The 19,487-nt window shown below is 49.5% G+C and carries 15 protein-coding genes; 12 read left to right on the forward strand and 3 right to left on the reverse strand.

Annotated elements, in window-relative coordinates; genetic code table 11:
* Positions 1-198: 198 nt before the first annotated feature.
* The 3 genes from AB1656_25385 (at position 199) to holA (ending at position 2,519) form a co-directional block, all read left to right on the forward strand.
* A complete protein-coding gene (locus AB1656_25385) occupies positions 199-885 on the forward strand; it encodes a hypothetical protein (protein ID MEW6238733.1) in 687 nt (228 codons plus the stop codon).
* A gap of 138 nt (positions 886-1,023) precedes the next feature.
* Positions 1,024-1,527, forward strand: coding sequence for an LptE family protein (locus AB1656_25390; GenBank protein MEW6238734.1), 504 nt, complete (start codon positions 1,024-1,026; stop codon positions 1,525-1,527).
* Positions 1,528-1,568: 41 nt separating this feature from the next.
* Entirely contained in the window at positions 1,569-2,519 is a 951-nt protein-coding gene (gene holA / locus AB1656_25395) for a DNA polymerase III subunit delta (protein ID MEW6238735.1), read from the forward strand.
* Positions 2,520-2,522: 3 nt separating this feature from the next.
* On the opposite strand, the gene AB1656_25400 is transcribed toward holA, so the two are convergent.
* Both AB1656_25400 and AB1656_25405 read right to left on the reverse strand, forming a co-directional pair.
* Positions 2,523-2,903: a hypothetical protein gene (locus AB1656_25400; protein ID MEW6238736.1), complete on the reverse strand. Its 381-nt coding sequence runs from the start codon at positions 2,901-2,903 to the stop codon at positions 2,523-2,525.
* Positions 2,904-2,945: 42 nt separating this feature from the next.
* Positions 2,946-3,464, reverse strand: coding sequence for a hypothetical protein (locus tag AB1656_25405; GenBank protein MEW6238737.1), 519 nt, complete (start codon positions 3,462-3,464; stop codon positions 2,946-2,948).
* A 52-nt stretch (positions 3,465-3,516) separates the two neighbouring features.
* Between AB1656_25405 and tnpA the strand changes: the two genes are divergently transcribed.
* From tnpA to AB1656_25420, 3 genes are all read left to right on the forward strand, one after another.
* Complete coding sequence (gene tnpA, locus AB1656_25410) at positions 3,517-3,945, forward strand: IS200/IS605 family transposase (GenBank protein ID MEW6238738.1); 429 nt, start codon at positions 3,517-3,519, stop codon at positions 3,943-3,945.
* 327 nt (positions 3,946-4,272) lie between these two features.
* Positions 4,273-5,721, forward strand: coding sequence for an IS66 family transposase (locus AB1656_25415; GenBank protein MEW6238739.1), 1,449 nt, complete (start codon positions 4,273-4,275; stop codon positions 5,719-5,721).
* 281 nt (positions 5,722-6,002) lie between these two features.
* Positions 6,003-7,463: a radical SAM protein gene (locus AB1656_25420; GenBank protein ID MEW6238740.1), complete on the forward strand. Its 1,461-nt coding sequence runs from the start codon at positions 6,003-6,005 to the stop codon at positions 7,461-7,463.
* A gap of 270 nt (positions 7,464-7,733) precedes the next feature.
* Here AB1656_25420 and AB1656_25425 read toward each other — a convergent pair whose 3' ends face one another.
* Positions 7,734-9,554, reverse strand: coding sequence for a hypothetical protein (locus AB1656_25425; GenBank protein MEW6238741.1), 1,821 nt, complete (start codon positions 9,552-9,554; stop codon positions 7,734-7,736).
* Positions 9,555-10,085: 531 nt separating this feature from the next.
* Between AB1656_25425 and AB1656_25430 the strand changes: the two genes are divergently transcribed.
* From AB1656_25430 to AB1656_25455, 6 genes are all read left to right on the forward strand, one after another.
* The gene (locus tag AB1656_25430) at positions 10,086-13,994 is read left to right on the forward strand and encodes a carboxypeptidase-like regulatory domain-containing protein (protein MEW6238742.1); all 3,909 of its coding nucleotides are present in this window, start codon (positions 10,086-10,088) and stop codon (positions 13,992-13,994) included.
* A gap of 233 nt (positions 13,995-14,227) precedes the next feature.
* A complete protein-coding gene (locus AB1656_25435) occupies positions 14,228-14,956 on the forward strand; it encodes a helix-hairpin-helix domain-containing protein (GenBank protein MEW6238743.1) in 729 nt (242 codons plus the stop codon).
* A gap of 89 nt (positions 14,957-15,045) precedes the next feature.
* A complete protein-coding gene (locus tag AB1656_25440) occupies positions 15,046-15,750 on the forward strand; it encodes a uracil-DNA glycosylase family protein (GenBank protein MEW6238744.1) in 705 nt (234 codons plus the stop codon).
* A gap of 324 nt (positions 15,751-16,074) precedes the next feature.
* Positions 16,075-17,034 carry a sulfite exporter TauE/SafE family protein gene (locus tag AB1656_25445; GenBank protein MEW6238745.1) on the forward strand — a complete coding sequence of 320 codons (960 nt, stop codon included), beginning with the start codon at positions 16,075-16,077 and terminating at the stop codon, positions 17,032-17,034.
* A 240-nt stretch (positions 17,035-17,274) separates the two neighbouring features.
* Positions 17,275-18,459: a helix-turn-helix domain-containing protein gene (locus AB1656_25450; protein MEW6238746.1), complete on the forward strand. Its 1,185-nt coding sequence runs from the start codon at positions 17,275-17,277 to the stop codon at positions 18,457-18,459.
* A gap of 22 nt (positions 18,460-18,481) precedes the next feature.
* Entirely contained in the window at positions 18,482-19,150 is a 669-nt protein-coding gene (locus AB1656_25455) for a hypothetical protein (protein MEW6238747.1), read from the forward strand.
* The last annotated feature ends 337 nt before the right edge of the window (positions 19,151-19,487 follow it).

Below are 19,487 nucleotides of genomic sequence, written 5' to 3' on the forward strand. Positions count from 1 at the left end.
GTAAAAAGAAAGACAAAGTCTGCCTTTGATTAATCCCTCAAAAACAAGCTAACGTTTTCTCCTTGCCACCCCGCCTATCAAGCTTTTCTCGCGAATTATATTCAAGTTGTGATATAATAAATTAAAGATTTTTGATTATGGATATAGACGAATACGATTCGATTCGTTATCCCAGCGCAAAACGCTGTATAGAGCGACATGAAAAGAGTAGTGGGCGTCAAAGCAAATTACCAATTGGAAGCGGGCGACTCGTTTCACAGTCCCGATAAAAGCCAGCGAATTGAGCCATATGTCGTTCTCATTGTGAGTCCAATCAACAAAAGAATCGGCTTGTTCCTTCGCGATCTCTTTCTCAAAGCGCGAAAATTTCTGCGCTGCGACGGCGTGGATTTATACCGTAAGGCGTTGAGATATTTAAGTTTCGAACCATCCCGGCGCGTCGTCGCTCTCATCATCACCGACAGGCCGGAAGACCATCAATCTCTCTCCGAAAACAAGATTCCTCTCTGGAAAGAAACCATTCTCGGCTATCGGCAAATCTATCTGGAAGCGAATGCGGAAGAAATAAAAAATGACGTATTCCCGGCTGATTTGACGGTCATTACTCTGTTCAAACACAAGAACGGAAAAATGAAGGATAGCGAAATCGAAGCCCTGGAACGCGAATTTCTGCAACTCCAGGAAGAAATCCAGTTCAATCGCCTCCATTGCGAATCGGAAGAGGAATTGCTATCCGCCGTGAACGATTCGGTCATCGGTTCCGTCGTAACGAAATTCAAACAATCCGAAAATTTAAGGAAATACGAACGGAAGCGAAGCCAAAAACTGGCGAAAGCCAGAAAAATCACCAAGGACGCCTACTTGAAGCAACTGCGAGGAGAATGATTCCCATTCTTTATACATTTCTCAAGCAAATATTTTACCGCCATTGAGGCTCGCCTCTTTCCATAACCGCTTTTTCCTGTTCTAATTCCACTTATAATCTATACGCAAACAGAATCCCGTTCATTCGATCGAATCAAAATGAAAAACATTCGCTCTCTCACCTTTTTTCCGTTCTTCCTCCTAGCGGCGGGAATCGTCATGAATTCCTGCGGCGCCCATTCTCCGCGAACCCTGGCGGAACGCCATCGATCCATCCATATCCCCGTTTTCAAAAACGAGACGCTGCAATACGCCATTGAAGAAAATTTAACCCGCGCCATGATCGCCGCTTTTCAGCGGGATGGACGCTTGAAAGTCGTTCCCCATTCGGCGGCGGATTTGGAGATGAAAACGAGAATCGCCGCTGTCGCATTGTCTCCCGTGGCTTTTTCCGACCTCGACCGGGCGGTAGGCTACTCCATGAGCATCACCCTCTACGTCAGCGTCGTTGACGCAGGATCTGGCGAAATCGTTATGCCGGAAAGACCCTTCCAAGCTTCCGGCTCCTTCCTCTTGAGCAACGCGCCCGGCGCTGCCCAGACGCAGGATATTTCCGATATTCTCGCGGCGCAGGCGCTGAGTTATCTGATCGAAGGATGGTAAGCCAGTCTGTGCGCTCCGCTGCGAAATCATCCCCAAAAATAATGTTATTCATCGTCGAGGATGCTTTGAGTTTAGACAACGAAATCGCTTCCTTGATTAAAACGCGCTTCGGCGGAGAAGAGACGGAGACGCACCGATTCGATGTAAGAGAAGAAGAAATTTACAAAGCCGTCGAAGAAGCCCAATCCGACTCTCTTTTTACGCCCCATAAAATCGTCATCCTGGCCAATGTGGACGAGGCCAGGACGGACGGAGTCGAGTTTTTGCTCAATTATATCTCCCGGCCATTAGGCGACGCGATTGCGATCTTGACGGCGTCAGAAGATAATGCCGCCGTTAAAAAACTGGCCAAAGCGTTGAAATTGGATAAAGCGGCTCATCTAAAAAAAACGCCGATCGATAAAATCCGAAAATCCGTGGAACACCATTGCGCCGAACATAAAATTAAAATCGATAAGAAAGCGCTGGATTTTTTTCTCCAATCCTGCGGCCAGGACGCCGTCTCGGCAAAAGGCGAAATGGATAAACTGCTCCTCTGGGCGGGAGACGGCGGAACGATTACCCTGCAAGATTGCCAACAGCTGTTATTGAGCGAGAGCGAAGAGATTATTTGGACATTGACCGACGCCGTCGCGGACAAAAACGCCGCCAAGGCTTTGCAAGCGTTCGATCGCCTGCTTTCCCAAGGCTCGGAACCGATCGCCATCATCGGCTCCCTGACCAGGACGTTCCGCCAGCTGTTATCGTGCATAACCTTGGCGGAAGATAAGATTCCCGCCAAGGAATGGCCATCCAAATTAGGACTGAAAGGATACCCCTTGGAAAAAACCATCCAATTCAGCCGTAAATTTTCCTTTTCCGCCATGAAACGGGGAATCGCCCTGCTCCGCCAAGCGGACGAAGACTTCAAAGGCGGCAAAGGCGGAGCGGCGGAGCGGCCACAAATTATGGAACGCCTGTTGATTGACCTTTGCCGTCTGGAAACGCCATAAACCTTATTCGTACAACTCCCAACCAACGATCCGCGTCGGCAGACGCGCATCGAAAATATAAAGCGTTCTTGCGGAATCGACGATATACAATTCCTTATCGTCAGGTGAAAAGGCGCAGGCGGTCATGGCGCCTTGGATTTCGTACTTCTGGATTTCCTCCATCGTCGTCAAATCCACCAGCGTCGGCAGTCCGTTGCGCCCCGTGACCATATAGCGAACGTCGGAGTTGTAAGCGATATCGCCCTGGGCTGGGATTGTGGTGAAGTTGCTTGTGTCGATTAAATCTGGAGTATGGTCTGGAGTATGGTATAGATAACGAACGGAAAAGAAGCGGCTGTCGGGAGAAAATTTCGCGTCGATATCTGGCTGAGTCAATATATCCATTCTCACTTCTTTTCCATATAAAATCTTTCCATCTACTGTGTTTTAAATCCGAGGAAAATTATAACGATCACTGCGAGTATTACGGCATTCGGCGGGATCTCCATGATAATATTCATAAGAAACAACTCCACCGATCATCGAGTCATTTGGAGATAAAAATAACAACTGTGAATGATATTCCTTACGATTACAAGAAGCATAAATAATTTCTCCATCTCTATCTTCCAGAAGAATTCTGTCATCCCAAATATTAATAGCATATATAAATTCCATACAACTTGTATATAACGAACTTTCAGTTTTTACTGAAAAAATTATCACCCCTTCGTTAAAATCGAAAGTAATAATATAGGGCGGCCATAGATAGTAGAAGAACCAATAAGGACTTGATTCAGGAACAAAACTTGTAACGATCATATTTAATTGAGCATTTTCATTTTTATTCTTCGTAATATGATAAATATTTGATAATATTCCTGAAGTATAATAAATCGCTTGTATCTCTGCTGAAATATCGTCTACTATTTTATTGTCTCCGACGGGGAGGGTTAAAACCCTCACCTTTAGGTGAAGGCTTTAGCATAGAGAAACGATCCGTTATGCTAAAGCGATAATGAAAGAATATCGACACGGAACACATACAGTATACGAAATTCATCTGCATTTGGTGTGGATCACGAAATATCGCCGAGCGGTATTGACCGGGGAAGTAGGGAATCGAGTGAGAGAATTGATCCGAGAGATATGTGGAGCCCATGAGGTAAGTATAATGAAAGGCCATGTATCGAAGGATCATATCCACCTTCTGGTGTCGATACCGCCGCAAGTCACCATCAGTCGGCTGGTACAATGGCTGAAAGGGAAGACGTCGTATAAGTTGATGCATGAGTTTCCCCACCTGAAGAAAGCCTTTTGGGGACGCCATCTGTGGGCGCGAGGCTATTTTTGTTGCAGTACCGGCAATATAACGGACGAGATGATAGCGGAGTATATCTCGCACCAGAATCATGAGACGGATCAAGATTTTCGAGTAGAGGGTTAAGTCCCTCTACTCAAATCCGCTGAATGCGGTTAATTTCAACCGGCTTTAGCCGGAACAGGACTTACAGTCCGTTACTCTAAGCCACCGCCTTAAAGGCGGTGGTAGCTCACTTAAATCGTAAGTTTTTGTTGGCTTGGCCATATTGTCAATATCTAAAGCTAAGAAAAAATTATCGTTAAAAATAGATATTGAATTAAAATTAAAGGAAAGTAGATTTTGTGTAATTTTTTCTTGAGAAAATGTAACCTTTTAGCCTCCACAAAAAAAGTTTAGAAATAAATTACACCGAGCGTTACTTCGGAGGCGGTTTCGAAGTTTTTATAGGGTATGAACCGAAACCAAGAAACCGCCCAGAGAATCCTCCAGGAAATCCTGGAGGGCCGCCGGGAATTATCCGAAGAGGCGATTCGCGCCCTCGTTCAGGAAGACCCCGAAGCGGCGGTTTTTCTCATTTTAGAGGAGACGCATCGTCTTTTGAAAGACCAAGCGGTCAAGGAAGCCCAGAAAATCGCCGCGCCTTCCGGGATGGTTCCGCCTTATGAAAAACCCGCTAAAAAAGGGAGAAAGAAAAAGCGGGGGCGAAAGCCTGGACATCCAGGAGCCTGCCGCAAGAAGCCTCATGAAATCACGCATCGCGTCCAACACGCGCCGCTGGAAAAATGTCCGGATTGTGGAGGCCCCGTCACTCCCTGCACCAGCGAGAAAGCCAAGCGAACGCGGGTGATTGAAGATATTCCGGAGTCCGTGGAAGCGGTGGTGACGGAGCATGAAATCCCCCGTAGTTATTGCCCGCATTGCCAAAAACTGGTGGAGCCGAAAGTCGAAGAGGCGCTTCCCAATGCGACGTTGGGCAACCGGGTGCTGGCGCTTTCCGCCCATTGGCATTACGGATTGGGCCTGCCGTCCCAACAAATTGCGGACATCCTCGACAGCCACTTGAGCACAAAGATTTCGCTGGGGGGATTGTTCGGCATGTGGAATCGCCTCGCCAAATGGCTCGAACCGTGGTATGAAAAACTGGTCGAGGAAATGCTGAAAAGCGCCGTGGTCTACGGGGACGAATCGGGCTGGCGCGTGAACGGAGTTACCCAGTGGATATGGTCTTTCAGCAACGCGGATGCCAGCTTTTACATGATCCACCCCAGCCGGGGCGATCCGGCCTTGTTCGAGTTCTTCAAAAAAACCTTCCACGGCGTGCTGGTGAGCGATTTCTGGGCGTGTTACGCTCACGTCCAATCGAGGCATCAGTATTGCCTGGCGCATCTGTTGCGCGAACTGAAGAAGGTGGACGGAACCAATCGCTCCGAGAACTGGCGGCGTTTCTCCAAGAAGGCGAAGCGCTTGTTCGGCGATGCGCTGCGGTTGTATCATCGGGACGGTTACGATCCCTCGCTCTATGAATCGCGCATCGAACGGCTGCACGGGCGATTGATCGATCTGATGCGCACGCCCTCCCAGGATAAGGATGTGATCCGCCTCGCCAAGCGGTTGGAAAAATACTGGGATGAACTGCTGACCTTCTTGACCCATCCCGAGGCGGCGCCCACGAACAATCAGGCGGAGCGGGAAATTCGTCCGGCGGTGATTATGCGCAAAGTGATGCAAGGGAACCAAAGCGAAAAGGGCGCGAAAACGCAGTCCATCCTGATGACGATTTTTCGCACTCTCAAACGGCGTGGCTATCATCCCGTGGCGACCGTAGTAGAAGCCCTCCAAACCGCCCTCCGCACTGGTCAGTTGCCTCCTCTTCCGCCCTCTCTTCCTTCAAAGGGCTAAAACGTTACTATTTTTCTTATTAAAGAATTGAAAGCCAATTGCCAACTATACGTCATCGAGCCGATGGTAGTTTGACGGCGCATTTTTTCATTTTTCCAATTGGCTGGGATCGAAAAAGAGCCAGACCAGCGGCTTTGCGATTTTTCGCCGCCTATTCTTCTTTTCTTCAAAATGGAGGATAATATTATTAATATTGGCGTTTTGTTCCCGCCCGTCACCGAATTCTTATCGTTTATCTTCAACGGCTATGAGCGATTGGACGACGAATGGAGAATTATCTTATGTCCGATTCCGTCAAAAAATTTAAGCGTTTTCGTATGATCGTGCCCTCATTTCCCAATGCGGGCATTTTCAGCCGTTTTACGCGAAGAATCACCTCGCTGGGCGCCGTGATCGTCGCCACTATCGTCGATAAATGCTTGCCCAATTGGACGGCGGAAATCATCGACGAGAATAATTACCGCAAAGGTCCCTGCCTGCTGGATGGTTCCGTGGATCATGCGGCTCTACAAAAAGAAGCGCCCGCCGACGCCGTTGGCTTCTATTGCGGCCTCTCCAGCACCATGCCGCGCGTCTGGCGCTTGGCGGAATTTTACAAGTCGCAGGGCATTCTCACCATCGCCGGGGGGTGTCATGTCTGTTTTGATCCTCAAGAATCCCTTGCTCGGAACATCGATGTCGTCATCGACGGCGATGGTGAAGAAGCGATTTTGGATATTTTGAAAAAATGGGATGCGGGAATGGAAGTCAAAGGCGCAGTGGAAGCCGGGCTAGTCGATTTGAACGGTTGGCCTGCTCCCGATTTCGGCCTATTGCGCTTCGCGAAGATCAATATCTACCCCATTGGCCGCATTCGCGGCTGCGCTATGAAATGCGAATTCTGCTGCGTCAAGGAGAAGCCTCGCTGGGCGCAGGCGGAACAACTCTTTCAAACCATCAATTGGTTGGTGGATACCCGGCGCGCCAAAAGTTTCTTTGTTACTGATGACCGGATTGAGGAAGATCGCGAAGGCTATATCCAATTTTTCCAGATGATCCGGGAAAAATACGGCAGCCGTTTGCGCTTTACGGTGCAAGTTCGTTTGGAAGCGGCTCGCGACGCTGAACTCATCGAAGCCATGAAAATGGCGGGCGTGCGCCACGTCTGCATCGGCTTCGAATCGCCGATTAAGGAAGAACTGCTCGTCATGCGCAAAGGTCTTTCCGTCGAATCTATGATCGAGAACGCCCGCATCTGGAGTAAGAATTTCTTCGTTCACGGCATGTTTATCTTCGGCTATCCCCTCAAGCAAGCCGCCTCGATTCCCTATAACGAAAGAATCAGGCAGTTCAAGCGCTTCATCCGTAAATGCCGAATCGACACTATCCAAATACTGCGTCCCGCGCCGTTGATCGGGACGGAACTGCGCCGCCGGTTAGAGGAAAGCGGCCAGCTCTTTCCATTGGAAACCGTAGGTTGGGAGCGCTATGATGGCAATTTCGCCTGTTTTCGGCCAACGAATATGACCTTGCGGCAACTTCAATATGGTCCCACAAAAATCATGCTCGGCTTTTATCATTGGTGGGCGCGCATCCGGCTTCCCTTTCGCACCGTCATGATGCCCTTTTCCTATCTCGTAATCGGCTGGGGATCCTGGTATCGCGGATGGTGGAACGATGTTGTCAAAGTCGGCGGCCATCGTCTCCTGAAAAAATGGAAAAGTATGGAGGAGCAATATCTGAAATCTCTGGAAATGCAGTAGGAGTATGTTGCTGCGTTTTCGAATCACGAAAACACGAAAAGGCTCGAATCCCACGAAATATTCATATCACGGATTTTTCGGTTGGTTTTGGATTCCTCTAATACCAAAGTCTTATTAAGGATGTGACTTAAAATTCTCTCGCCCTCTGGGAGAGGGTTAGGGTGAGGGGTTTTAAGTCTAACCAAATCAACCCTCACCTAACCTCTCCCCATCTTGGGAGAGGAATTTGTAAAGCGACATTATTTATGCAGATCGGTATTATATACAAATTTAAAATTCCAGAATCGTCCATAGTCCCGCTTGCTTGATAGCGAAAGATACAATATTTCCATTGCTGACGACGGGAATCGATTCCGTCGGGCGCATGGGAGCGTAGAGTTTGGCGGATTCGATTTTCTTGTTGCCGATTTTCGCCAATAATTTTTTATCGAGGATTATTTTGACATCCGCTGGAATCACGCTGTCTTTCTCTGGATCGTAATCCTGATTCAAGACATGGCAGACGATGCGGGCGTTCTTGCGGTCGGCGCGTAGGGAAATCCTGATCTTGTCCGAACCTTCTACTTTGACCTGATTTCTGAGCGCATCGGGCAATTCCTCCGCGCCTTTCCATGCTACGACTTGCGACTGGCTTCTTTTTACCGCGTCCGCTTGGGCATCGTTCAACGGTTGATTCCCCTTTATAAAATAAGAAAAGGTTCGCAGCCGCTCGCTGGATAAAGGGATCGGCAATTCCTCGTTGCCAGAGAGAACGATGGCGTAAGGAATATTCTCAGCCGACATACGTTCGGCGGCGTCGCGGATGGGCGCATAATTTTGTTTGGAATAGATCAATGCCGCATCGGCTAGCGTTTCCATGCCATCGAAAAGGTTCTTGTTTTCGCGGACAAAACGATAAAGCCAGGCGAAATCTTCCGTCTTGCCGTTCCACCAATGGGTTCCCAATTCTTTGGTATAGCACCACTGATGATGAGGCGTCATAAAGACGCTGCCGAAGGCATAAGTCTGCGCGATCCAGAGGCGAACCAATCCCGGCTTCTCGTTCGCCTTGATCCAAGCCCAATCCTGGCCCGATGCAGTGGCTGTTTGCCGCTGGTTTAAGGCTTCGACGGTTTTGAAGACGAAGATCGGCCCTAGCGGCGCCTTCATGGAAGCGGCGGAATGCCCCACCTCGCCACAGAAATAATCGATAATCGGCGCGGGAATCAATGTTCGCGGCGAATCGGCGCTGGAATTGATGCTGCGCAGCAATGGCATGCCGCGCAATTTCTCAGCATGTTGGAAAATTTCCGTGATTCTCTGCTTCATTTGTCCGTTCTGAAATCGCTGAAATTCGTTAATAAGCGGGCATTTCCAGTGTTCTTTGCGGTATTTCTCCGAATCGATCCCTTTGGATTTCAAAAATGCGCCGTAATCGAATTCCTTGATTTTATCGACTCCCTTTTCCTTCAATTGCGCCGCCGTAAGGTTTTTACGCAGCCATTCGCGGAATCCCTTCATACAATAGGGGCAAAAACAGCCGCCGTTATAATCGCTGCACGCGGAACTGCCGCTGTAATCGTCGATATGCAGGCCGTCGATCGGCGCCAGGCAGGCGCGTTCCGCCTGATCGCGAAGGTAACTTTGATAGTCGGGATTGTTGGTGCAGAACCAATAAGCGGGATGGTCTTTGTGCTTGTGATCCCAAAGCCAGGGAACTTGCAGCAACTCGCCGTCCAATCCCCGGCTGACGGCGTCCATGAACGAATCGGGTTTAAAGTCGATGAATCCCCCGAAATCGACAAGAAAATCGACGCTGCCGCAAAAGGCGGCGCTCTGTTTATGGGCTTCCTCCACGCGGCGTTTGAATGCCTCGAGGGCAGCGGCTTCCCGCGAAGAAGCGCGGCCACCCCATCCCGAAACAGTTCCCTTGTATGCGTCGTATAGCGTGGGATCGCCGGGAGAGTACATAAAGACGACATCGCTGGCTCCTATCTGGGGCCGCAGGATTGGAGGCTCGCTCGAAATCGCCAGAGTGGAAACAAGGAGGAAAAGCGTCGAAAGAAATAAAAAGGCGATTCTCAATTTGGCTTTTCTACAGGATAGATACATAATAAAGTAGTAACTCCTTTAAGGAAATAATTCATATAAGAACATTTCTGATGCCAAGGCTAGGTTGAAAACATCGGAAGCAATTCAAAAAAAATACTATAAGATCTTTACAATGTAAAAAGAAGATACATTATAAAGAATATTGATAGGTAAATTGTAATTAATTTTTGAAAATTGCTTGACATTAAACGATCTTAAATTATCATATCACTTGAATTGTTTCGGTTTAATCGTGATTTCGGTCGAATCGGTTGGGATGAGCGTTTTTCTTTGAGTATTGTCATCGCTTCGTCAGGGATGTGCGCAACTACGCGGATGCGATAGATGGATTTCCCCAAGGAAAATCGCTTCTGGAATATGGGAGTCATCGTGAATCGTCGTCCATTCAACTCGAAACGCAGTCTCGCGCATCTTTCCCTTGTAGGAAAAGGCATTCTTTTTGGGCTTCATTCGGACATTCCTAATTGAGGCTTTTCCTTTTTCTATCTTTTTTTTATTAAAAAAAACCATTTTATAAAAAAGGAGCGAATCATGTCGGGAAAATATCCGTCCACAATTTTCTTGTACGCCGCCGTTATTTTCATTTCTATGGGAACCGTTGTTTACGCCGAAAGCGAACCGAACGACGATATCGCCAACGCCAATTATATCGAGTTGAACTCAACGGTTGACGGCGATCTCGCTTCCGATTCGCCTTCTGACGCTATCGACTGCTACACGTTCACGCTGGAGAGTGACGGCTTTTTGCAAGTGGGAGTTGTCCCTACGGCGGAATTGAACGTCGAGTTTATCTTAAAAGACAGCGACGGAGTTCTGGATATCGGCCGCAGCAATAGCAAGGACAAAGGCGGCGTCGAGGGCGTCGTTTATCCCAATCTGCGGGCGGGAGTCTATTACGCCGTCGTCAAAATTCCCGACAACGCCAGCGGCGTAATGAAGGGAACCTATAGCATTTCCGTCAATTTCGCTCCCGTGGAAGAAATCGACGTCGAATTGAACGATATTCCCGCTCAAGCTGTTATGCCGGTAAATGGCGAAACGAAAGGGCATATCGGCTATTACGGTTCGAAATATACGGACAATAAGGATTTTTACGATATTACGTTGCCCAACGACGGGCAATTGGAATTGACGCTCTACCCGGACGGGACGTGCAACTTAGCGCTGGGGCTTTATGACAGCGCCATCTTCAACAATATCGGTTGGGTAGATCAGAAGGGAAAAGGCGAATCGGAAAAGATCGTTTATCCCAACCTGTTGGCGGGAACCTATCGCGTACTCGTCAATCGTTCGGAAGGCTACGGTTCCTATAACTTAACCAGCCTCTATACGGAAAGCCCCTATCCGTCCGGCAACGAGCCGAACGAAACCGTCTATGAGACCGCCGAAATCGCTCTAGAGGAAAACGCTGATGCGCCGGGGACGATGGATGGCTCTATGCAAGGCCGGTTGGGTTATTACGGCAATCAATACCGCGACGACAACGATTATTTTAGAGTCGTCACCAGCGCTTATGGAAAACTTTCTTTCGGTTTTACGATGGAAGAAGGGAACAATCTCCAGGCGGGATTTCAAGTATGGGACGAATACTTGCGTTATCTCAGCGCGCGGGATGGTAGTCTTACTCTGGAGAATCGTCCCGCGGGAACTTATTACGTAAGAATGTATCGCAATAATGGGTATGGCGCGTATACGATGACATGCAATTTCGTATCCCAGGAAGAGCCTGCGCCCTTTACGGAACCCACGGTGGACTTGCCGATTAATGGTGAAGTCAACGATGTTATTATTTCGGCTCAAACTACGAGTCAATGGTTTACGGTGTATGTTCCCGAAGATGGAAACTTGATCGTAAAGCAACAATTCGCCGCCTCGGCTTACGTCTACTTGCGGTTGTATTCGGAAAACGCCGCGTCGAAAATGGCGGAGACTTATTCCTATTGGACAGCAGACGAAAGAAGCATTCAGATTCCCAATATCCGAATGGGAACTTATCTCGTCAACGTCAGCCGGGCGGACGGCTCCAGTTTGGGAACCGTGTCCACTATCTTTACGCCCGTAACCAAACTCGACGAGGAACCGAACGATTCCTACACGTCTCTGGGGACTAAGGAATATAACCAATCCTACGTAGGACATATCGGCTTTTACGGCAATGGTTGGCAGGATAATCTCGATCTTTACGAAATATACATTCCCGAGGATGGCTCGCTTACCGTTACCGCCAAAGGAGAACCTACGCTCTATTTCTATCTGCGCGTTTATAGCGCCGAGGGCAACGCTTATGGAAAGATAGGCGAGACTTACGGCTATTGGAACGCAGATCCTCACGCCATCGGCAAACCCAATATTCTGGCGGGTAAATATCTCGTCGAAATCAGCCGCGCCGACGGCTACGGTTCTTACGATTTGGATATCCAATTTACGCCCAACCGCAACCTCGACGCCGAAACCAACGGCAACGATTGGACGCAGCCCCAGTATATCGATTTGGGAGCAGGTTATGTGGGGCATTTAGGATTCGACCGCAACTTCTTCCTGGATTCTTCGGATTATTACGTCGTCGAATTGCCGGAAGACGGTTCCTTTTGGGCGACGTTCCAAACGGACGCTACAGGATATTTCTATTGGCGCATGTATTACGCCGACTTCGAAACTAAAGTCTCGGAGACGTATTCCTACTGGACGACGGAACGAAGGAGCATCGGCAGCGATCAATTACGGGCGGGAAAATACTATATCGCTGTGGATAGGGCGGACGGCTATGGAACCTATCAGTTCTATACAACCTACACGAAACAAGAATTCGCTGACGAGGAAGCCAATATCCTGCAGAGTCAGGCGCAACTTATGTACGTAGACCAACAGGTTCAAGGCGCATTGGGTTACACCGATCGCTATTACCGCGATACGGTCGATTGGTATAAGGTCGATGTTACCGTCAAAGGCGATTATAAACTTTCCTTCCAAACCGTTAATTGGGCGTATTTCCATGTGGGATTGTGGTCCCCTAACCAGGTTGCGAATTATTCGAGCGATTACCGGTATTGGACATCGGATTTGTTTACGCGCAATTTAACGCTTGATGTTGGAACTTATTATATTGCGTGCTGGCGCGCGGATGGATTTGGGCCTTATAACTTGCGGCTTGGCGATGTGAACGGCGCGCCCGCCGGTTCGCTCTCCGGCATAGTGTCAACGGCGAATAAATTCCCGCTGGGAGAGGTTTCCGTAAAAATCCTCAATCGCGAAACGAAAACCGACATCCTCGGCAATTATTCCTTTGCCGATCTGCCCCCAGGCTATCATACGGCAACCTTTAGTTCCGGCGCCAAATATTATCCTGAAACCCGTGATGTCTTCATTGAAGCTGGGAAAGCCTTGACGTTGGATATCACGATGCTGGACGCCAACAAGACGGCGCCTCTTGACGTGGAAAAATTCTATGGCGTCGCCAGCAATGAATACATCCATTTCTTCTGGTCGCCAAGCGCCAGTCCCGACGTGGCCGACGGCGGCGGGTATAAACTCTATATTAACGACAATCCCGCCCTCGATCTTAAGAATGTTTTGGATTACCGCTCCTTTGGATTCTTGAACGATGTTCAATATACCTGCCGCTTGACCGTCTACGATAAATACGGCAACGAAAGCGCAGGCTATACGATTATCCTAACTCCTGGCGGCCAAGTGATCGTGCCGACGCCAACGCCGACCCTTCCCCCGGGAGAACGTACCCCCACGCCTACAGCGACGATGAAGCCGGGACAAACGCCTTATCCCGTTCAAACGCCCTATCCAACCTATACGCCTTATCCCACCTTTACTCCGCAGCCGACTTGCCCGATCGTTATTGAGCCGACTCCGGGACCGGTTGAGTCGATTAAACCTGACATGATTTATGAGTTCGACATGAAGACCTTGCAAGAAGACGGCTGGATGGAGCAGCCGGGCGGATTTATTCCGGGCACGTCCGCCGGGTTCATTCTTCCCCTCGCCTTCGCCGACGGCCTTATTCCATCTTCCGCCGATGGCAAGGGTCTTGCCGTTACTGTGCGCCCGAAGGATGTGGCGATGCTCTTTGCTTTGGCGCCGGTCGAAACGGGCGGATATCCGGTTCTTATGCGCATGAACGTTACGGCGGATATGCCGAACGCGGCGGTTTGGCTCATCGGCCTTAAAGGCGCCCTCGTTTCGGGGCAAGATGTAGACGGCTCCATCGCTTACGTCAATCCGCAAAGTTCGGCGGGCTTCACGGGCTTGGAAAAAAGGCTGACGATGATTTATGAACCTGGAACCAGCAGCTTTATTACGCCCATGATTCAGGTCGCTGGATTGGGAGACGATCATGCGACGGTTTATATCGACCGGGTGGAGATTTACATACTGAAGCCGGATATGGCTTATCCCGGATATCTATTCGGCAATAATCCCGAATAATCCCGCCAGTGACTTTTTTCAGGGGCGAGACGAGCGGCAGCTCGCTTCGCCCCTGTTTCTTTTTCAACTTTGCCGCAAAGAGTATATTCCTATATCAAAATGAATTATTATCTCATGTTGTGTACCAGGGAGCGCGGGCGTCCCGCCCGCACTGCAACTAGTTTTGCAGGGTGGACTCAAAGCGAATCGTTGCCCGCTTTTCTCGACTAGAGATTTAATAAGGATAGAAATCTATGCAGCGCAACGAACTGATTCTCGCCGCTGCGCTTGGCGTTCTGGTTCTTTCAGGCGCGGTTTTCCAATTTTATCTTGGCGCGGGCAAGACGGCGGAAATCGTCGTTACTCATTCGCAGCGTATACCGTTCGAGAACGCCGCGATCATACCCAAATCTGCCGCTGCGCCAACGCCGGCGCCGCTTGCGATCGCTGGAGATGATGCCCGCCTTTTCCACTTTTTGAATTCAGCGGATTTGAAACAATTTATGGCCGTTTCCGGCATTGGCGAAAAACTGGCCGGGCAAATAGTCGCCCAACGCAACGAAATCGGCCGTTTTTCCAGCATCGATCAAATCCTGGCCGTTGAGGGCGTCGGCGATGCGAAATTGGAAGCGATGCGGCGGCATGTCCTTCGGGCCGGTTCGGCGGCGCCAACGCCAATTATTACGCCCTCTTTTGTTCTCCCGCCGGTTTATGGGCGTCCAATTTTCGCTCCCGCCCCGGCGCTGCAAACTCCCGTTTCCAGCCGGGAGCCAAGACGCCCTCTCTCATTGAACCAGGCGTCGATAGCCGATCTGGCGGCGGTTTCCGGCATTGGAGAATCGTTAGCCCAATCGATCGTAAATGCCCGCCAAACGGCGAAAGGATTCAAATCGTGGAAAGATGTAGACGCCATCCCCGGCATAGGCGAACAGCGTCTGAAACTTCTCCAACAATATTTTTATTTGCCGAACGATCGAAAATAATATGACCTGGGAGCGCGGGCGTCCCGCCCGCCAAAGCGATTAATTATGCGGGTGAGACGCCCGCGCTCCAAAAAAGGACGCAGCGAATTGTGAATCCTCATCAAATAACGCAGAAGCTCATTAACGATGTGATACTCTTGGCTTTCGCGCCGCCCGTAACTCACGTTTACTGCCCTTTGGAATATGCAGAACGATCCTATCGGCGATATTTGGAAAAATATGGCCAAGGACGGCGGGAAATTCTTCTCGTTGGCATGAATCCCGGCCCGTGGGGCATGACGCAAACAGGCATTCCCTTCGGCGACGTCGTAATGGTTCGCGATTGGCTGGGCATTCGGGAATCGGTGGAGCATCCCGCCGTCGAACATCCAAAGCGTCCCATCCTGGGTTTCGATTGTCCTCGCCGCGAGGTCAGCGGCGCGCGGTTATGGAGTTGGGCGAAAGACGCCTTCGAGACGCCGGAGTGCTTTTTTACGCGTTTTTTCGTCTATAACTATTGCCCCTTATGTTTCCTGGAAGAAAGCGGACGCAACCGAACCCCGGACAAACTCCCCGCCTCCGAACGCGAGCCTTTATATGCGGTTTGCGATGAGGCTTTGCGCCGGACCGTCGAGTTTTTTCAACCGCGTCTAATTATCGGAGTCGGCGCCTTCGCCGAAAAACGGGCGCAGGAAGCCCTAGGCGCCGCCGCTCCCGCCATTGGTAAAATCCCTCATCCCAGCCCAGCCAATCCCTCCGCCAACCGGGGATGGGCGCAGGCTGTCGCCGCCGTTTTGAAGGCGTATGGACTTTGACTGCATCTGCTGATATGTTGTGATCATTTCCTATCCCAAAGGGCAAGGGTATGGAAATGCGTAACTTGATTTATTAAGTGGAACTGTAAGTAGAGACGATCCGGCAAAAAGTATTGATGATGCAATTGGGTAACTACCTATTGGGTGCAGGCATCTTGCCTGCTGTATATCTTATGCAGGCTAGAAGCCCGCACCACAAAAATTGTTTTTTTTGCCGTTCCGTCAGTAGAGAATTAGCGTAAAAAACGCGGGTGTTTTAACCAGTTTTGGGATTCGTAGGCAATAAGAAGCGCATTGCGCTGCTATTGCCAAAGGAAACGCGCTATGTATTTTCCTACCGCTGGAATCGAAGCTCCGCTTTGGACGCCCCCTCTCGTCGCCTTCGTCATCTCTTTTTTTACTTCAATGGGCGGCGTTTCGGGCGCTTTTCTTCTCTTGCCTTTTCAGGTGTCGTTTCTCGGTTACGCGAATCCATCGGTCAGCGCTACGAATCAATTATTCAATATCGTAGCCATTCCCAGCGGGGTATACCGTTATTATAAAGAAGGCCGCATGGTATGGCCTCTGACCTGGATGGTAATCGCCGGTTCCTTGCCCGGCGTTTTTATCGGCGCATTTGTCCGCGTAACGTATCTCCCCAATCCTAAGAACTTCAAAGTATTCGCCGCCGGGGTGTTGCTATATATCGGTCTGAGAATGGTTAAGGATTTATTAAAGAAAAAAGCCGAAGGTATGGATAAGGCCGTCAGCGAGAAACGATTCCAGGAACTTATGGCCAGCTATCGCAAGCAAGCCGATGCTCTCAACGGCGAACGGGAATTCTTGCCTGCTATCCAAATAAACCATTTTAACCTAAGAAGGCTGGGATACTCTTTTTACGGCGAACCGTTCGATGTTCCATTTTGGGGAATTTTCGCTTTGAGTTTCGTTGTCGGCATTGTAGGAGGCATTTACGGAATTGGAGGCGGGGCGATTATGGCGCCTTTTTTTGTAACTTTCTTTGCGCTGCCGGTCTATACCGTGGCTGGGGCCGCGCTTATGGGAACTTTTATCACTTCGATAGCCGGCGTTGCTTTCTACCAAGCCATAGCGCCGCTATATCCAAACATGTCGGTGGCGCCGGATTGGATTTTAGGCGTTTTATTCGGACTCGGTGGAATGGGGGGCATGTATTTGGGGGCGCGATGTCAAAAATTCGTACCAGCCCGCGCGATTAAGTGGATGCTCTGCGGCGTGCTGCTTTATACGGCAGTAAAATACATCGCCGACTATTTCGCCGGGTGATGTCAACCAGAGGATCGGCATGAAGCGGAAGGCAATCCCCCTAAAAACCAGCGGTTAACAATATTTCAGCGGCTATTCGGGTAAGAGTTTTTAAAATCTCATTGTTTTTTTCATTTTATAGTTTACAATATGGGAAATTATTACTAACGTTAGTTAGTGGAGTTGTGCGTATTGCCTTATCCACGGCAAGTTAGATGTTGAGCCGATTTCGATATACCAGCGTTAAGGAGAGAACTATCCTTGAAAACCTTCGGTGAATTGCTACGCGATTTTCGTCAGCGCCGAAAGTTGACGCAACAGGATTTAGCGGATCGTTTGGGGCTTTCTTCTCCTTATATTGCGCAAATGGAAAGCGGATTCAAGCCCCCGCCTCCCAATGTCCTGGTCGACAAGATGCTCGGCATTTTGCAACTCTCTTTCGAAGAGAAGCGCCGTTTTCAGGAGTTCGCTGAAAGGGAGCGCGAAGTTCAAAGTTTAACCAAAGCTACGCGCAAAATCGGTTATGTCTTGGCGGGGAACAAGGTATGCGTTCCTCAAAAAATCGTATCTTACCGCACCCAACAAGAAATCGACGATTTAGTGGATACGATCCCCCATACAGTGGTTTTTTCGATCGACGTTTCCGGAAAAGTTGGGCCGTACCGGGGAAGCGGCGCCGCCGATGTTTTAAAAAACCATGACGATCTGCGGTCTTGGGCTTTAACGGAAATGGGCGATCAGCCCCATCATTGGCTGGCTTTTTTAGGGATGATGTACGATATACTCCTCCTCACGCCGGACGAGCGGCTGCTTTGCCGCCAGCCTTCGGGACGGCGCAAAGAGATCGCCAACTTATCCAACGATATCGGGAAATTTTTTAGCGGTTTTCGCGCAGTCATTGAAGAATCGCGGCAACAAGCGGAGGAACAGAAACTTCCCAATGTCATTGCTCCCCATGATGCTTGGCAAAACATCGACGAAATGCTGGGTTTGCCCGGCGAGGCTAACGTCGAAATGGTATCCGGGTCAAGCCGGGAAGATGGCGCCATTCTCAATATTCCTATCATTGGAGAAATTCCCCCCGGGTCGGACGAATTCGAAGAGCGCCATGACCTTGGCCTGATCGGGCTTCCCCGCGATTGGTTCGATGGAAACAAGCGATACGAAGCCTGTTTCGTGCAGACGGACGCCTATGTCTCGCTGGGAGTTTGGCCGGGTTGCAAAGCGATTTATGAACTGAATGCTCCCGTGGAAAACGAAGATTTGGCCGTGGTGCAGTTGGGAGACCGGCGTTGTCTGCGTAAATATTTCGATATGGGAGAACAAATCTTTCTCCAAGGCGGACCACTTGCCCGTCCTATTCACGTTTCGAAGACGGAAACATCCGTCCAAGTCGTTGGAGTGGTGCGGGAATTGGTTTCGCGCTTTAAAGAACTGCGGTCGTAACCGGATAAGTGGGGAGTCATATATGAATACCGAACTGAGCGCTTTGGATCAATGGCTGATCGATTACGGATTTCTGATTATCGTATTGCTGTTCCTGATGCTTGTCGTCATCGTTGTCGGTGGTTATTGGCTCATCCGCTTAAAACTACGCATGATGAGGGAGGCCAAATCCGCTACTGTCTGGTTGGAAAAGAGCGGATCGTTGTTGGATTTGGTAGAACAAACCCGCAAAGAGAATCCACGGCAGACGTTGAACGTCGTTTTGGGCCAAGGCGATTTTTCAGTGGAAAAAGAGATGGTTATCACATCTCCCACACGCTTTTTGGGTTCGGGAGTACAAGAGACGCGCATCGTCGCCGAGGGCAGGCATCCCGCCATCAAAATCAAAGACGCCAAGGATTGCGCCATTTCCAACGTGCGCGTCGAGGGAGGCATCCATTGTTCCAATGGGGAACTGCTGGTGGAGAATTGCCATATCGTCGCGCAACAGGACGGCATCTGCATCGAAGCGCATAACGGATCGATCATCACGTTCAGCGGCATGATCCGCGGCGAAGGCGGCATCGCCGTACGCGCCATGGGCGAATCGAAGGTGATTTTAAAGCCGCCGTATACCGTATCTGGCGAGGATTACGTCGTCCTTGATCCTAAAAGCAGCATCACCACAATGAAAAAAAGCAATGATGAATGATGAATGATGAATGATGAATGATGAATGATGAAAAAAATGCAAGACGGGTAGCGTTTTGGCCGGGTGGCAAAGGCATGGCGAAGCCTGCCTTTGATTTTTTCGTGTTATCCATGTTTCAATTTTATCCCCTCTTGCGCTATTCTAACCGTCCCGATTCAATCAACTAATTCCATTCCGCTCGCCTAGCGCCGTTTTCTTGGATATAATCTTTTTTTCAATTTTTATGAATCTGGATGAAGCATATTCAAAATGCTTTTATCCTGGTTATCCTTTAATCCTGACCATCCTGATTCTGACAAACTACTTTAAGCAAGGCAATTTATAATGAAAAAAGCGA

The sequence above is a fragment of the Candidatus Omnitrophota bacterium genome, from assembly GCA_040755155.1.
In the GTDB taxonomy this organism is placed as follows: Bacteria; Hinthialibacterota; Hinthialibacteria; order Hinthialibacterales; family Hinthialibacteraceae; genus JBFMBP01.

What these genes read in the sequence shown, in the direction of transcription:
- AB1656_25400 (MEW6238736.1), bottom strand. Translation starts at nt 2,903, where the DNA reads ATGGATATATTGACTCAGCCAGATATCGACGCGAAATTTTCTCCCGAC.
- holA (MEW6238735.1), top strand. Translation starts at nt 1,569, where the DNA reads ATGTTATTCATCGTCGAGGATGCTTTGAGTTTAGACAACGAAATCGCT.
- AB1656_25385 (MEW6238733.1), top strand. Translation starts at nt 199, where the DNA reads ATGAAAAGAGTAGTGGGCGTCAAAGCAAATTACCAATTGGAAGCGGGC.
- AB1656_25445 (MEW6238745.1), top strand. Translation starts at nt 16,075, where the DNA reads ATGTATTTTCCTACCGCTGGAATCGAAGCTCCGCTTTGGACGCCCCCT.
- AB1656_25430 (MEW6238742.1), top strand. Translation starts at nt 10,086, where the DNA reads ATGTCGGGAAAATATCCGTCCACAATTTTCTTGTACGCCGCCGTTATT.
- AB1656_25390 (MEW6238734.1), top strand. Translation starts at nt 1,024, where the DNA reads ATGAAAAACATTCGCTCTCTCACCTTTTTTCCGTTCTTCCTCCTAGCG.
- tnpA (MEW6238738.1), top strand. Translation starts at nt 3,517, where the DNA reads ATGAAAGAATATCGACACGGAACACATACAGTATACGAAATTCATCTG.
- AB1656_25435 (MEW6238743.1), top strand. Translation starts at nt 14,228, where the DNA reads ATGCAGCGCAACGAACTGATTCTCGCCGCTGCGCTTGGCGTTCTGGTT.
- AB1656_25420 (MEW6238740.1), top strand. Translation starts at nt 6,003, where the DNA reads ATGTCCGATTCCGTCAAAAAATTTAAGCGTTTTCGTATGATCGTGCCC.
- AB1656_25425 (MEW6238741.1), bottom strand. Translation starts at nt 9,554, where the DNA reads ATGTATCTATCCTGTAGAAAAGCCAAATTGAGAATCGCCTTTTTATTT.
- AB1656_25415 (MEW6238739.1), top strand. Translation starts at nt 4,273, where the DNA reads ATGAACCGAAACCAAGAAACCGCCCAGAGAATCCTCCAGGAAATCCTG.
- AB1656_25455 (MEW6238747.1), top strand. Translation starts at nt 18,482, where the DNA reads ATGAATACCGAACTGAGCGCTTTGGATCAATGGCTGATCGATTACGGA.